The following is a 14,749-nucleotide window of genomic DNA, read 5'->3' as shown; positions in this document are numbered from 1 at the left end:
CCCGGCCCGGAAGGCGTCCTCGACGGCTCCCGAGCGGCGGGGTCCGGGGGCTGAGCAGGAGACCTCGGCACAAACCCCCTGTCCCGATGTCAGTGCCATCAGGCAGCATGACCCCATGCCCGTACTGACGCGCGACGAAGCGCAGAACCGAGCCCGACTCATCGACGTCGAGCGGTACACGGTCGACCTCGACCTGACCACCGGCGCCGACACCTTCGGCTCCCGCACCGTGATCCGGTTCACCGCCCACACCCCGGGCGACACCTTCGTCGAACTCAAGCCCGACGCGCTGCGCTCCGTCACCCTCGACGGACAGCCCCTCGACCCCGCCACCCTCGACGGCAACCGGCTGCCGCTCACCGGCCTCACCGAAGGCACGCACGAACTGCGCCTCGACACCGTCATGCGCTACTCGCACACCGGCGAGGGCATGCACCGCTTCACCGACCCCACCGACGGTGAGACGTACGTCTACACGCAGCTGTTCATGGAAGACGTCCAGCGGGTCTTCGCCGCCTTCGACCAGCCCGACCTCAAGGCCGTCTTCGACCTCACCGTCAAGGCCCCCGAAGGCTGGACCGTCCTCGCCAACGGCGTCACCGAGCACCTGGGGGAGGGGACCTGGCAGGCCGCCACCACCCCCCTCCTGTCCACCTACCTCGTCGCCGTCGCCGCCGGCCCCTGGCACTCCGTCCGCACCGAGCACCGCGGCCTGCCCTTCGGCCTGCACTGCCGCCGCTCGCTCGCGCCCTACCTGGACGCCGACGCCGACGAGCTCCTCGACGTCACGCGCGCGTGCTTCGACCGCTACCACGAGAAGTTCCAGGAGCCGTACCCCTTCGACTCCTACGACCAGGCGTTCGTCCCCGAGTTCAACGCCGGAGCGATGGAGAACCCCGGACTCGTCACCTTCCGCGACGAGTTCGTCTACCGCTCCGCCGTCACCGACACCGAGCGCCAGACCCGCGCCATGGTCATCGCCCACGAGATGGCCCACATGTGGTTCGGCGACCTCGTCACCCTCCAGTGGTGGGACGACATCTGGCTGAACGAGTCGTTCGCCGAGTACATGGGCTACCAGACCCTGACCGAAGCCACCCGCTTCACCGACACCTGGGTCGACTTCGGCGTCGCCCGCAAGTCCTGGGGCTACGACGCCGACCAGCGGCCCTCCACCCACCCCGTCGCCCCCGAAGCCGTCCCCGACACGGCCTCCGCGCTGCTCAACTTCGACGGGATCTCGTACGCCAAGGGCGCCTCCGCGCTGCGGCAACTGGTCACCTGGCTCGGCGAGAAGGACTTCCTCGCCGGGATCAACACCCACTTCGAGCGGCACAAGTTCGCCAACGCCACGCTCGCCGACTTCATCGACTCCCTCGCCCACCACACCGAGCGCGACGTCCACGCCTGGGCCGAGGCATGGCTGGGCACCACCGGGGTCGACACCCTCACCGCGCGGGTCACCGACGACACCGACACCTCCTGGACGCTCGCCCTCGACCGCACGGGCAGCCGCCCGCACCGCGTCGCCGTCGGCCTCTACGACCGCGACCCCGCCGACCCGCACGCCTTCGTGCTGCGCGAGCGCGTCGACGTCGACGTCCCCGGCGAACCCACCGCCTTCCGCGGCCCGCGCCCCGCCCTGATCGTCCCCAACGACCAGGACCTCACCTACGCCAAGGTCCGCCTCGACCCCGCCTCCGAGGAAGCGGCCCTGCGCGGCCTGTCCGGCGTCCCCGACCCGCTCACCCGCGCCGTCCTGTGGAACGCCCTGCGCGACATGGTCCGCGACGGCGACCTCGAACCCGCCGCCTACCTGGAGGCGGCCGCCGCGCACCTGCCCGAGGAGAGCGACCTCGCCCTCGTCCAGGGCGTCCTCGCCTTCGCCCACACCCAGGTCGCCGACCGCTACAGCGGCCCCGTCGACCGGCCCGCCGCCCTCACCCTCCTCACCGCCCTGTGCGAGGAGCTCCTGCGCCGTACCGAGGACGGCAGCGACTCCGGCCTGCGCCTCACCGCCGTACGCCACGTCATCGACACCGCCCAGCACGCCGACACCATCCGCGGCTGGTACGACAACGGCGTGCCCGGCGGCCCCGAGCTCGACCCCGAGCTGCGCTGGCGGATCCTCGCCCGGATGAGCGTCCTCGGCGCCGTCGACGACGCCGTCATCGACGCCGAACTCGCCCACGACCCCAGCGCCACCGGACAGGAGGGCGCCGCCCGCTGCCGCGCCGCCCTGCCCGACCCCCAGGCCAAGGACGCCGCCTGGGACGCCCTGTTCACCACCGACCCCGGCCAGGAGCTGTCCAACTACCTGTTCACCGCCACCGCCCAGGGCTTCTGGCAGCCCGAACAGGCCGACCTGCTGCGCCGCTACGTCCCCCGCTACTTCAGCGACGCCCCCGCCCTCGCCGACCGCCGCGGCCCCGCCATCGCGGACGCCGCCGGACGGTACGCCTTCCCCGTGTACGCCATCGACGCCGACACCCTCAGCCTCGGCGAGAAGTGCCTCACCCACGGCGCCCCCACCCCCGCCCTGCGCCGCAAGCTCGTCGACCAGCTCGACGACCTCGCCCGCGCGGCGAAGGTCCGGGAGGCCGCCGGCTCCTGACCGCCGAACCCCGCGACGGGGCGCTGTCCGCCGACCCGGCGGACAGCGCCCCGTCGCGTTCTCCCGACCCACCACCCACATGATCAGACCCGACACAAAACGTTCAATTCCTGGCCGAACAGCCCCCGTTCGAGGGGAGCGTGCCACAAAACCCCCACAAGCCACCCCCCGCCCGTCCAGGCTGGTGCACCACGGCCGCACGGCCACCCCCGCACGCGCGTGCGCCACCCCCACGCGCGACACCGCCACCGCACCGAAGGACACGCATGAGTACGCTGCCGCCCCTCGCCGGAGGCACCCGAGGACCCCACGCCCTGCGGCCGCTGCTCGACACCGTCCTCGACGCACTCCACGACGGCGCCACCCGCCGCGGCGGCCCGCTCCCCGCCGGCGGCCCCGACGCCGTCACCGCCCGACTCCACGACCGGATCGGCGACGTGCTCCCCGAACACGGAACCGGCGCCGACACCGCCCTGCGCACCCTCGTCACCGCCCTCACCGAAGGCGCCGCCGACCCCGCCGACCCCTCTGCGCCGCCCACCTGCACTGTCCCCCGCTCGCCGTCGCCACCGCCGCCGACCTCGCCGCCGGCGCCCTCAACCCCTCGATGGACTCCTGGGACCAGGCCCCCGCCGCCTCCGCCCTCGAAGCCCTCGTCACCCGCACCCTCGCCCACGAGGTCTACGGCGACCACCACGACAGCGACGCCCTCGTCACCACCGGCGGCACCGAAGCCAACCAACTCGCCGTCCTCCTCGCCCGCGAGCACACCCACCATCCCGAACCCCTGCGCCTCCTCGTCGGCGCCAACGCCCACCACAGCCTCGCCCGCGCCGCCTGGCTCCTCGGCCTTCCCGAACCCCTCACCGTGCCCGCCCCCACCGGCACCCTCGACCCCGCCGCCCTCGACGAAGCCCTCACCGACCTCCCCGGACCCAAACTCGTCGCCGCCACCGCCGGCACCACCGACGCGGGCCTCATCGATCCGCTCCCCGAGATCGCCGACATCTGCGAACACCACGGCGCCCGCCTGCACATCGACGCCGCCTACGGAGCGGGCCTCCTCTTCAGCGCCCGCCAGGCTGCCCGACTGCACGGCCTCACCCGCGCCCACACCGTCACCCTCGACCTCCACAAACTCGGCTGGCAGCCCGTCGCCGCCGGCCTCCTCGCCGTCCGCGACCAGGCCGACACCCGCGCCCTCACCCACACCGCCGACTACCTCAACGCCGACGACGACACCGAAGCGGGACTCCCCGACCTCCTCGGACGCTCCCTGCGCACCACTCGACGCCCCGACATCCTCAAGATCGCCGTCACCCTCACCGCACTCGGCCGCACCGGAATCGGCGCCCTCGTCGACCAGGTCGCCGCCCTCGCGCACCACCTCGCGCGCCTCGTCGACGTACACCCCGCCTTCGAGCTCTACGACACCCCCACCCTCACCACCGTCCTCTTCCGGCCCACCGGCGCGAGCGACGACCGCGTCGCCGCCGTCCGCCGCGACCTCCTCACCGAAGGCCGCGCCGTCCTCGGCCGCGCCCGCATGGACGGACGCCTCTGGCTCAAAGCCACCCTGCTCAACCCGCACACCGAACCCGGCGACCTCGCCGCACTCCTGAAACTGGTGGAAGGACACACCGCCCGATGAACGCCGCGCCCGCACCGACCTCCACCCCCACGACCACCGAAGCACCCCGCGACCTCGTCGGCATCGGCATCGGCCCCTTCAACCTCTCCCTCGCCGCCCTCGCCCACCCCCTCACCGAACTCGACACCGCCTTCTACGACCAGCGCCCCGCCTTCCACTGGCACCCCGGACTCCTCATCGACGGCGCCACCCTCCAAGTCCCCTTCCTCGCCGACCTGGTGACCCTCGCCGACCCCACCAGCAACTGGACGTTCCTGAACTACCTCAAGACCCGCGACCGCCTCTTCCCCTTCTACTTCGCCGAGCGCTTCCACATCCAGCGCACCGACTACGACGCCTACTGCCGCTGGGTCAGCGAGCACCTGCCCGGACTCCACTTCGGCCACCAGATCGACGCCGTCCGCTGGAACCCCGAACGCGCCCTCTTCGAAGTCGACTTCACCCAACTCGACGACCAGGGCGAAGCCGAAGCGCTCGGCCGCACCTACACCAAGAACATCGCCCTCGGCGTCGGCACCGAGCCCTACGTCCCCGAACCGCTGAAACCGCTCGCCGACGCGCCCACCGTGCCCGTCGTCCACTCCGCCGACTACCTCACCCACCGCGAGCGCCTCCTCGCCGCCGACCACATCACCGTCATCGGCTCAGGGCAGTCCGGCGCCGAGATCTTCCTCGACCTCCTCAAAGCCCGCCCCGCAGGCCGCGAGAAGATCTACTGGCTCGCCCGCACCGAAGCGTTCGCCCCCATGGAGTACAGCAAACTCGGCCTCGAACACTTCACCCCCGACTACACCCGCTACTTCCACGCACTCCCCGAAGCCGAACGCGACCGCCTCGTCCCCGCCCAGTGGCAGCTCCACAAAGGCATCGACGCCGACACCATCGCCGCCATCCACGACGAGCTCTACCAGCGCTCCCTCCACGGCGGCTGGCCCGACGCCACCCTCACCCCCGGCGTCAGCGTCCGCACCGCCGGCCGCGTCGCCGCCACCAAGGTCGAACTCCACCTCGAACACCGCCAGCAGGGCACCCGCTCCCGCCTCACCACCGACGCCGTCGTCCTCGCCACCGGCTACAAGGAACGCCCGCTCGGCCAACTGCTCGCCGGCCTCGACCCCTACCTCCGCCGCGACAGCTCCGAACGACCGCGCATCGACGACCAGTTCCGCCTCGTCCTCGACCCGTCCGTCACCGGAGCGGTGTACGTCCAGAACGCCGAACGCCACACCCACGGCGTGGGCGCCCCCGACCTCGGACTCGCCGCCTGGCGCAGCGCCACCATCCTCAACTCCCTGACGGGCAAGGACCCCTACCCGCAGCCGCAGCGCACCGCGTTCACCACGTTCGGCCTCACCGGACACGAGAACCGCGCCACCCAGCACCCCCAAGGGGCCGGGCAGCGCGGCAACCTGATCAAACTCGTCGACTAACGGCGACTCACGAGAACACCGGCGTCCCGTCCCGCGTCAGCTTCCAGTCCACCGAAGCGAAATCGGCCGGGTCGAGGACGCCCTTCGCCGTCACCCACTCCGCGATCCGCGTCCGGATCTCCGTCGACTCCGCCCACAGCTCCTGCGCCGTCGCCACCCCCGGGAACGCGCCGCCACCGTTCGCCCGGTAGTTGTTCACCGCGAACACGAACCGCGCCGCGTCGTCCAGCGCCGCACCCCCGAACGTCAGGTTCTTGATCCGCGAACCCGCCGGCTGCGCGATGTCGATGTCGTACGACACCCCCGACACGTAGTCGTAGTTGTAGTCCGGCCGGTTCCCCGCGTTCGTCAGCTTCTCCACGTCGACGACCGCACCCGCCGCCGTCTGCACGAAGTACTCCGCCGAGTACTCCAGGTACGCCCGCACCTGCGCACCCGTCATCAACTTCGCGACCAGCGTGTTGTCGTACACGTACAGGCTCGACAGATCCCGGATCGTCACGTCACCGGCCGGAATCTCCGAGGTACGCGAGAACGGCGACGCCTGCGACAGCACCGGCAGCGACGCGTACTGCGTCGACTTCAGCGCCTCCGTCACCACATCGGCCTGCACCTTGTTGATCAGGTCGATGATCGGCGCGTCCTTGTAGCGGGCGTCCACGGTCGTCAGCGTCGTCGTCGCCCGGCCCACGACCTGGTTCACGTACTTCACGACCAGCGCGTGCTCGTCCGCCAGCAGCTTCGTGATCTTCGGATCGTCGGCCACCGACGCCGAGTTCAGCAGCTTCGACGACGCCGAGACCACCGTCCAGCGGCCCTTGTCCCACTCCAGATCGAAGTCGAACAGCGCGAGACGCTCCGCGTAGCACAGCGGCTCCGCCAGTACGACCGACCTGCCCGTCTCGTCGTTCGTCACCAGCTGCTGCGGGATCTCCACGTGCGCGTGCCCGACCAGGATCGCGTCGATCCCCGGCACCTTCTTCGCCACGTTCGCCGCCGCGTTCTCCACGTACGGCAGCTGGTCACCCCACGACGACGTCCCCGACGCCCCCGAGTGCGCCGAGATGATCACGACGTCCGCGCCCATCGACCGCAGCTTCGGCACCCACAGCGCGGCCTGCTCCTCAAGCCCGGGGAACTTCAACACGCCCTGCACATACGCCTTGTCCCAGATCGCGATACCCGGGTTCGTCAGCCCCAGGACCGCCACCTTCACGTCCTTGCCGTGCGGCGTCCGCAGCGTCTTGATGACGTACGGCCGGAACGCCGGCTTCTCGGTCTTCGCGTCCACCGCGTTCGCACCGAGTAGCGGGAACTTCAACTGCGACTCGAACTTCCGCAGCGTGTCGATGCCGTAGTTGAACTCGTGATTGCCGAGCGCGGCCGCGTCGTACCCGATCGCGTTCATCGCCTGCGCCATCGGGTGCACCGGGCCGTTCTCCGCGGTGATCGGGTCCACCCGCGCGAAGTAGTACGTCAGCGGCGTCCCCTGGATCGTGTCACCCGCGTCGATCAGCAGCGTGTTCTGACGGCCCTTCTCCGCACGCACCTGCTGCACCAGGGTCGAGATCCGCGACAGACCCTGAGCGTTGCCCGCCGCGTCCTTGTAGTCGGCGTCCTTGTAGTAGTCCCAGTTGAAGACGTGACCGTGCAGGTCCGTCGTCCCCATCACGGTGAAGGAGTACCGCTTCTTCTTCCGGGCCCGGCTCTCCTGCGCGGCCTCGGCCGACGGTGCCACCACGGCACCCGTGAGCGCGACACCGGCACCGGTCGCGGCGGACTTGCCCAGGAAGGATCTGCGGTTCAACGGCATGGAAAGGCTCCTGACCTTCGTGACGTACGTACGAGGCTCACACACTGCAACGCGCGTAGATTCTGGCCCAGTCGACCCACCCCGCAACACCCCTTACAGGTTTCGATCTGATGACCTGAACCCGAACCCGAACAGTGTCAAAGTGGGACCCATGACCCATGACGCCCCCAGCCTGAGCGGCCCCTGTGGAACCCCTGAGGCCCCCCGCCTGGCCGTCCGCGGCGAAGCGCACCTCGAAGCAGACCCCGAACTCGCCCGGATCACCGTCACGGTCACGGCCCGCGGCACCGACCGCCGCGCCGCGCTCGACGACCTCACCCGCCGCAACACCACCACCCTCGACCTCATCAGGTCCTACGGCGACTGCGTCGAGAGACTGCAGACCGGCGCCTTCTCCCTCACCCCCGAACTCACCCGGCACGGCCGCGGCGAACGCGTCCGCACTTATCACGGACGCGTCCACATCACCGCCGAACTCACCGACTTCACCGCTCTGGGTGAACTCACCACCCGCCTCGCCGACCTCGAACTCACCCGCGTCGACGGTCCCACCTGGTCCCTGCGCCGCACCTCACCCGTCCACGCCCAGGCCCGTCAACAGGCCGTCCGCGAAGCCGTCCAGCGCGCCCGTGAATACGCCGACGCGCTCGGCACCACCCTCGCCGCCCTCGTCGAACTCGCCGACACCGGCACCGAAGGCCCCGCGCTCTTCGCACACAGCCGCAGGGCCGGCCTGGCGGGCATCGACACCACGGGCCCGGACGACCCGCCACCGGTCCTCGACCTCGAACCCGAACGCCAGCACATCCACGCCACCGTCAACGCCCACTTCACCCTTCACCCACCCACCCTCTGAATTGCTCATCAGAGCACCACCCCGCGCACATTCAAAACTTGGCGACTACTCTCCGCCGCTTGTCAATAACCCTTCATGCAAAGGTTGTTGAGTAGTCATACCCATCCAATTCTCTACCCGCCGGTAGGGCCTAGGCTCGAACCATGCGCCGAGCAAAGATCGTCTGTACTTTGGGCCCCGCCACCGACTCGTACGAGCAGATCAAGGCCCTCGTAGAAGCCGGAATGGACATCGCCCGCTTCAACCTCAGCCACGGCACCTACGCCGAACACGAGGAGCGCTACCAGCGCGTGCGAAAGGCCTCCGACGAGACCGGCCGCAGCGTCGGCATCCTCGCCGACCTTCAAGGCCCGAAGATCCGCCTCGGCCGCTTCAGCGAAGGCCCCGTACTCCTCGAACGCGGCGACGAGTTCACCATCACCGTCGAAGACGGCATCCAGGGCGACCGCCAGCGCTGCGGCACCACCTACGACGGCCTCGCCGCCGACGTCACCCCGGGCGAGCGCATCCTCGTCGACGACGGCAAAGTCAGCCTCGAAGTCACCGGAGTCGACGGACCCCGCGTCCGCACCCAGGTCATCGAGGGCGGCATGGTCTCCGACCACAAGGGCCTCAACCTCCCCGGCGTCGCCGTCTCCGTCCCCGCCCTCAGCGAGAAGGACCAGGCCGACCTCCGCTGGGCCCTGCGCATCGGCGCCGACGTCATCGCCCTCTCCTTCGTCCGCAGCGGCCGCGACATCGAAGACGTCCACCGCATCATGAACGAAGAAGGCCGCCACCTCCCCGTCATCGCCAAGGTCGAAAAGCCCCAGGCCGTCGACAACATCGAGGACATCGTCGCCGCATTCGACGGCATCATGGTCGCCCGCGGTGACCTCGGCGTCGAAATGCCTCTCGAACAAGTCCCGATCGTTCAAAAGCGCGCCATCAAACTCGCCAAGCGCAATGCGAAACCGGTCATCGTCGCCACACAAATGCTCGACTCGATGATCGACAACTCCCGACCCACCAGGGCGGAAGCGAGCGACGTGGCCAACGCGGTCATCGACGGCACCGACGCCGTCATGCTCTCCGGCGAAACCAGCGTCGGCAAATACCCCATCGAGACCGTCAAGACCATGGGCCGCATCGTCGAAGCGGCGGAAGAAGACATCCTCGCCAAGGGCCTGCCCCCGCTCACCGAACGCAACAAGCCCCGCACCCAAGGCGGCGCCGTCGCCCGCGCCGCCGCCGAAATGGGCGACTTCCTGGGCGCGAAGTTCCTCGTGGCGTTCACCCAGTCCGGCGACACCGTGAAGCGGCTCTCCCGCTACCGGTCCCCGATCCCGCTCCTCGCCTTCACCCCCGTCCAGGCCACCCGCTCCCAGCTCAACCTCACCTGGGGCGTGGAGACCTTCCTCGGCCCCCACGTCGACTCCACCGACGCCATGGTCGCCCAGGTCGACGAGCAGCTCCTCAAGATCGGCCGCTGCAAGAAGGGCGACATCGTCGTCATCACCGCGGGCTCCCCGCCCGGCGTCGCCGGCTCCACCAACCTCGTCCGCGTCCACCACATCGGCGAGGACGACAGCCCGAAGTAGCCGCACCCGATACGCGGTGGGGGCCGCGCCCGGAGTCACGGGCGCGGCCCCCGCCGCGTACTGGGCTGTCCGGCTACGGCGTCACGATCGCGAAATTCGGATCCGGCTTGTCGACCACCGCGAGCAACTTCTGCAACAGCGACACATCACCCGACACCTTGATGTCACCCAGCCCCTTCCCGCCCAGCAGGGCGAGCAACTGCGGCTTCGTCATCGTGAGCGTCACCCCGGCCCCGCCATCGGCCTTCGCATCGCTCCTGTACGTCAACACGCCGTTGCGCAGGGTCAAGTGGTACACCGTGCCCAGCGCCGGGAAACTCCAGTCCATGGTCATCCCCAGATCCCAGGCCTTCGGACCATTGATCCGGATCGCCACGGAATCGATGAGCTGGTCCACGCTCAGCGCCATCATCATCGTCGCGCTGACCGTCGTCGACGCACCCGCCCGCACCCCGTCCGTCAGCTCCTGGGCCCCGGTCAGATAGAAGTTCCGCCACACCGCGTTCTCCGAGGCGTACCCCAACGTCGTATATAAGCGGGCCAGTTCAGCCTTCGCGGCCCGATGGTCCGGATCGGCGAACACCACATGATTCAGCAACGTCGCCGCGAACCGCAGATCCCCGTCCCGCACGAACCCCTTGGCCTTGGCGACCGTCGCCGACCGCCCACCCATCGCCTTCACATACCGCTTCGCCTCCTCCACCGGCGTGTGCTCCCAGAGATGAGCCGGATTCGCGTCGAACCAGCCCATGTACCGCTGGTAGATGCCCTTCACGTTGTGACTCAGCGACCCGTAGTACCCACGGTTCGCCCACCCCTGCAGACCCGGCGGAAGCGTGATCTCCTCCGCGATCTCCCGCCCCGTCATCCCCAGATTGATCATCCGCAGCGTCTGGTCATGCATGTACGCATACAAGTCCCGCTGCTGCGCGAGCAGTTCCGTGATCTCCTGCGCACCCCACGTCGGCCAGTGATGCGAAGCGAACGCCACGTCCACGCGACCCCCGAACAGATCGATGGACTCATTCAGATAGTGCGCCCACTCGCGGGCGTCCCGCACCTGGGCACCTCGCAACGTGATGATGTTGTGCATCGTGTGCGTCGCGTTCTCCGCCATGCACACCGCACGCAGCTCCGGGAACACGAAGTTCATCTCCGCAGGCGCCTCCGTCCCCGGCGTCATCTGGAACTCGATCCGCACCCCGTCGACCGTCTCCACCTGACCGGTCTGCGAGACACTCCGGGTCGGCGCGATCAGCCCGACCGTCCCCAGCGACACCGTCTGCCCCAGACCGCACCCCACCTGACCCCGTGCCGACTTCGGCAGATGCGACCCGTACATGTACGACGAACGCCGCGTCATCGCCGTACCGGCATACACGTTCTCCGAGACCGCGTGCCCCAGGAACCCCTCCGGAGCGATCACGGGAACGTCCCCCGCCCCGTCCGGCAACACCCCGTACGCGCCACCGAAGTGATCCACGTGCGGATGCGTGTAGATCAGCGCTGTGACCTTCTTGGCGGCGGCGTCCCGGTGGTCGCGGTACAGCTTGAGCGCGGCGGCGGCCGTCTCGGCGGAGATCAGCGGATCGATGACGATCAGCCCCGTGTCACCCTCGACGATCGTCATGTTCGACAGATCGAGCCCACGCACCTGATAGATCCGGTCCGTGACCTTGTACAGGCCCTGCTTGCGCACGAGTTGGGACTGCCGCCACAGGCTCTTGTCGACGGTCGAGGGCGCGTCACCCTTCAGGAAGTCGTACGCGTCGTTGTCCCACACGACCTTCCCGGCGGCGTTCCTGACCACGCCCGGCGTGAGCGCGGCGATGAACCCCCGGTCGGCGTCGGCGAAATCGGCGTCAGGAGCGGCGCCGGCCGCGGACGGGGCGGCGAACGCGGATCCGGGACTCACGGCCACGGCGGCCGCGGCGGCGCCTGCCGCGGCCGCGACGAACTGGCGCCGGTTGATCGGGGGCATGGATACCTCTTCGGATCACGGGTGGCTGATGGTGATCCCGAACATCGTCGGAGGCGACCGGACCGGTCAAGGTCTGCCGGGGAGATTGGGGCAGGTCCCAGGGGGCGGCCGGGGTCGCTGTGACGGGTCATATTGCGGGTCAGCGCGTGGGGCCCACGGGGAGGTCGAGCAGGGCCACGTCCGCTCTGCGGGCGACGGAGACGTCGTACGGGTTTCCGTGCGGAGCTGACATTGCGCGCACTCGCGGCGTCGGCAGTCCTGGATCCGCCGCGCAGCAGCGTGATGGCGCGTCGCCGGGACCCAGGCGCGCGGATACTTATGCGGAAATTCTGCATGAATATGTGACGCGAGGCAGAGAAAAAGCGGATGTTCACGAGAAGGTGAACATCCGCTTCAGGAGGTGCCCGGTGTGGGATTCGAACCCACATGTTCTTTCGAACAGATGTGTTTGAGACATCAGCGTATGCCGTTCCGCCAACCGGGCAGGGTGCGGTGAGCTGCAGGGAAGCATACCGGGTCTTCGTATCGCGACGCAGCTAGGTAGGCTCTTGTCAGCAGTACCCCCGCCCTGCTCAACCAAGGAGCGCCCCCGTGACCGCCCCCGAGTCGCCCCAGCCCGTTGACGCCGCCGACGACGACAAGTCGCACGTCCCGCCGCTGACGACCCGTGTCGTCATCGCCGAGGACGAGGCCCTGATCCGCCTCGACCTCAAAGAGATGCTCGAAGAAGAGGGCTACACCGTCGTGGGTGAGGCCGGCGACGGCGAGGAGGCCATCGAGCTGGCCCGCGAGCACAAGCCCGACCTGGTGATCCTCGACGTGAAGATGCCGAAGATGGACGGCATCAGCGCGGCGGAGAAGATCGCCGAGGAGTCCATCGCCCCGGTGCTCATGCTGACCGCGTTCTCGCAGCGCGACCTCGTCGAGCGTGCGCGTGACGCCGGTGCCATGGCGTACCTGGTGAAGCCGTTCAGCAAGAGCGATGTCGTGCCGGCGATCGAGATGGCCGTCTCGCGGTTCACGGAGCTGAAGACGCTGGAGCAGGAGGTCGCGGACCTCACACAGCGTCTGGAGACGCGGAAGCTGGTGGACCGGGCGAAGTCGATTCTCCAGACGGAGTACGGGCTGACGGAGCCGGCCGCGTTCCGCTGGATCCAGAAGACGTCGATGGACCGTCGGCTGTCGATGCAGCAGGTCGCCGAGGCGGTCATCGAGGACGCCGCGGAGAAGAAGGCGTCGAAGGGCTGATCGCACCTGATCGCAGTGATGAGGCCCGCGCCCCGAAAGGGGGCGCGGGCCTCATCGGCGTACGGGGTGGATCAGTCCTCGCCGAGGTACGCCTTGCGGACGGACTCGTCGTGGAGGAGGTCCTGGCCGCTGCCGGAGAGGACGATGGAGCCGACCTCCATGACGTGGCCCTCGTCGGCGAGGGAGAGCGCCGCCTGGGCGTTCTGCTCGACGAGGAGGATGGTCGTGCCCTGGGCCTTGAGTTCGACGATCGTCGCCATGATCTTCTGCATCATGATCGGGGAGAGGCCCATGGAGGGCTCGTCGAGCATCAGGAGTTTGGGCTGGGACATCAGGGCGCGTCCCATGGCGAGCATCTGCTGCTCGCCGCCGGAGAGCGTGCCCGCGGCTTGCTTTCGACGTTCGCCCAGGATGGGGAAGAGGTCGTAGGCGCGCTGCATGTCCTTCTCGATGCCCGCGGTGTCCTTGCGGAGGAAGGCTCCGAGTTGGAGGTTCTCGGCGATGGACAGGCGGGGGAAGATCCGTCGCCCCTCGGGGGAGTGGGCGAGGCCCATGGCCACGATTTTGTGGGCGGGGACGGAGTGCAGCGGTTGCCCGTTGAACGTGATCTTGCCGCTCAGCGGCTTGAGGAGTCCGGAGAGGGTGCGCAGGGTGGTCGTCTTGCCGGCGCCGTTGGTGCCGATGAGGGTGACGACCTGGCCTTCCTCGACGCTGAAGGAGATGCCTTTGACGGCTTCGATCTTGCCGTAGGCGACCTTGAGGTCTTCGACTTCGAGCAGTGCGGTCACTTGGTGTCTCCTTCCGCGCCTTCGTAGGGGGTGCCGAGGTAGGCGGCGATGACGCGTTCGTCGCCTTGGACGACGTCGCTGGTGCCTTCCACCAGTTTCTCGCCTTGGACGAGGACGGCGACGCGGTCGCAGAGGTTGAAGATGAACCGCATGTCGTGCTCGATGACGAGGACGGCGACGCCCTTGTCGCGGATGGCGAAGACGAGTTCCTCGGTGGCGCGGGTCTCCTGGGGGTTCATGCCGGCCGTGGGCTCGTCGAGGAGGAGGAGTCCGGGCTCGCTCGCGAGGGCTCGGGCGATCTCCAGTTTGCGCTGCTCGCCGTACGGCAGGCTGCGGGCCAGGTGGTCGCGTTTGTGGGCGAGACCGATGAACTCCAGGAGTTCCATGGCGCGTTCTTCGGAGGTGGCTTCGGCTTTGCGGAAGCCGGGTCCGCGCAGGAGGGCCGACCAGAGGCCTTCTTTGGTGCGGGTGTGGCGGCCGACGAGCACGTTCTCCAGGACGGTCATGTTGGCGAAGAGCCGGATGTTCTGGAAGGTGCGGGCCATGCCGGCCTGGGTGACGAGGTGGGGCTTGGGCGGGAGGACGGTGCCCTTGTAGGAGACCTTGCCCTCGGTGGGGATGTAGAGGCCGGTGAGGCAGTTGAAGAAGGTGGTCTTACCGGCGCCGTTGGGGCCGATGAGGCCGACGATCTCGCCTTCGCTGACGGTGAGGTCGACGTTGCGGACGGCGGTGAGACCGCCGAAGCGCATGGTGACGCCGCTGGCTTCGAGGACGGTGTTGGTCATGGT

The 14,749-nt window shown here is 69.0% G+C and carries 9 protein-coding genes, 1 tRNA gene and 1 pseudogene; 6 read left to right on the top strand and 5 right to left on the bottom strand.

Annotated features, from left to right (window positions below; translation table 11 throughout):
- Nucleotides 1–115 precede the first annotated feature (115 nt).
- The 3 genes and pseudogenes from pepN (at nt 116) to V2W30_RS10220 (ending at nt 5,695) form a co-directional block, all read left to right on the top strand.
- On the top strand, nt 116–2,614 hold the full coding sequence (gene pepN / locus V2W30_RS10230) for an aminopeptidase N (RefSeq protein WP_338695494.1): 2,499 nt from the start codon (nt 116–118) through the stop codon (nt 2,612–2,614).
- A gap of 266 nt (nt 2,615–2,880) precedes the next feature.
- Nucleotides 2,881–4,265 (top strand): annotated as a pseudogene (locus V2W30_RS10225) (pyridoxal phosphate-dependent decarboxylase family protein).
- Nucleotides 4,262–5,695 carry a lysine N(6)-hydroxylase/L-ornithine N(5)-oxygenase family protein gene (locus tag V2W30_RS10220; RefSeq protein WP_338695493.1) on the top strand — a complete coding sequence of 478 codons (1,434 nt, stop codon included), beginning with the start codon at nt 4,262–4,264 and terminating at the stop codon, nt 5,693–5,695. The pseudogene V2W30_RS10225 and the gene V2W30_RS10220 overlap by 4 nt, the downstream one beginning before the upstream one ends.
- Before the next feature lie 7 nt (nt 5,696–5,702).
- Here V2W30_RS10220 and V2W30_RS10215 read toward each other — a convergent pair whose 3' ends face one another.
- A complete protein-coding gene (locus V2W30_RS10215; RefSeq protein WP_338695492.1) occupies nt 5,703–7,508 on the bottom strand; it encodes a bifunctional metallophosphatase/5'-nucleotidase in 1,806 nt (601 codons plus the stop codon).
- 151 nt (nt 7,509–7,659) lie between these two features.
- On the opposite strand from V2W30_RS10215, the gene V2W30_RS10210 reads away from it, so the two are divergent.
- Nucleotides 7,660–8,364, top strand: a complete 705-nt coding sequence (locus V2W30_RS10210) for an SIMPL domain-containing protein (RefSeq protein ID WP_338695491.1) — start codon at nt 7,660–7,662, stop codon at nt 8,362–8,364.
- 143 nt (nt 8,365–8,507) lie between these two features.
- The gene (gene pyk / locus V2W30_RS10205) at nt 8,508–9,944 is read left to right on the top strand and encodes a pyruvate kinase (RefSeq protein ID WP_338695489.1); all 1,437 of its coding nucleotides are present in this window, start codon (nt 8,508–8,510) and stop codon (nt 9,942–9,944) included.
- Nucleotides 9,945–10,017: 73 nt separating this feature from the next.
- Here the strand turns inward: pyk and V2W30_RS10200 are convergent, their stop codons facing one another.
- The gene (locus V2W30_RS10200) at nt 10,018–11,925 is read right to left on the bottom strand and encodes an alkyl/aryl-sulfatase (RefSeq protein WP_338695487.1); all 1,908 of its coding nucleotides are present in this window, start codon (nt 11,923–11,925) and stop codon (nt 10,018–10,020) included.
- Nucleotides 11,926–12,326: 401 nt separating this feature from the next.
- Nucleotides 12,327–12,409 (bottom strand) — tRNA-Leu (locus tag V2W30_RS10195).
- A 107-nt stretch (nt 12,410–12,516) separates the two neighbouring features.
- On the opposite strand from V2W30_RS10195, the gene V2W30_RS10190 reads away from it, so the two are divergent.
- On the top strand, nt 12,517–13,173 hold the full coding sequence (locus V2W30_RS10190) for an ANTAR domain-containing response regulator (RefSeq protein WP_338695485.1): 657 nt from the start codon (nt 12,517–12,519) through the stop codon (nt 13,171–13,173).
- 71 nt (nt 13,174–13,244) lie between these two features.
- Here the strand turns inward: V2W30_RS10190 and V2W30_RS10185 are convergent, their stop codons facing one another.
- Both V2W30_RS10185 and V2W30_RS10180 read right to left on the bottom strand, forming a co-directional pair.
- The gene (locus V2W30_RS10185) at nt 13,245–13,961 is read right to left on the bottom strand and encodes an ABC transporter ATP-binding protein (RefSeq protein ID WP_338695484.1); all 717 of its coding nucleotides are present in this window, start codon (nt 13,959–13,961) and stop codon (nt 13,245–13,247) included.
- Nucleotides 13,958–14,746, bottom strand: coding sequence for an ABC transporter ATP-binding protein (locus tag V2W30_RS10180; protein ID WP_338695483.1), 789 nt, complete (start codon nt 14,744–14,746; stop codon nt 13,958–13,960). The genes V2W30_RS10185 and V2W30_RS10180 overlap by 4 nt, the downstream gene beginning before the upstream one ends.
- Nucleotides 14,747–14,749 lie beyond the last annotated feature (3 nt).

Origin of the sequence: Streptomyces sp. Q6, from assembly GCF_036967205.1 — a bacterium.
GTDB classification, from domain to species: domain Bacteria; phylum Actinomycetota; class Actinomycetes; order Streptomycetales; family Streptomycetaceae; genus Streptomyces; species Streptomyces citrinus.
The sequence above is the reverse complement of the archived record's forward strand: the minus strand, read 5'-3'. Positions and strand labels throughout refer to the sequence as shown.

Coding starts and splice junctions, on each gene's coding strand:
- pepN (WP_338695494.1), top strand. CDS start 116: ATGCCCGTACTGACGCGCGACGAAGCGCAGAACCGAGCCCGACTCATC.
- V2W30_RS10180 (WP_338695483.1), bottom strand. CDS start 14,746: ATGACCAACACCGTCCTCGAAGCCAGCGGCGTCACCATGCGCTTCGGC.
- V2W30_RS10210 (WP_338695491.1), top strand. CDS start 7,660: ATGACCCATGACGCCCCCAGCCTGAGCGGCCCCTGTGGAACCCCTGAG.
- pyk (WP_338695489.1), top strand. CDS start 8,508: ATGCGCCGAGCAAAGATCGTCTGTACTTTGGGCCCCGCCACCGACTCG.
- V2W30_RS10220 (WP_338695493.1), top strand. CDS start 4,262: ATGAACGCCGCGCCCGCACCGACCTCCACCCCCACGACCACCGAAGCA.
- V2W30_RS10215 (WP_338695492.1), bottom strand. CDS start 7,508: ATGCCGTTGAACCGCAGATCCTTCCTGGGCAAGTCCGCCGCGACCGGT.
- V2W30_RS10200 (WP_338695487.1), bottom strand. CDS start 11,925: ATGCCCCCGATCAACCGGCGCCAGTTCGTCGCGGCCGCGGCAGGCGCC.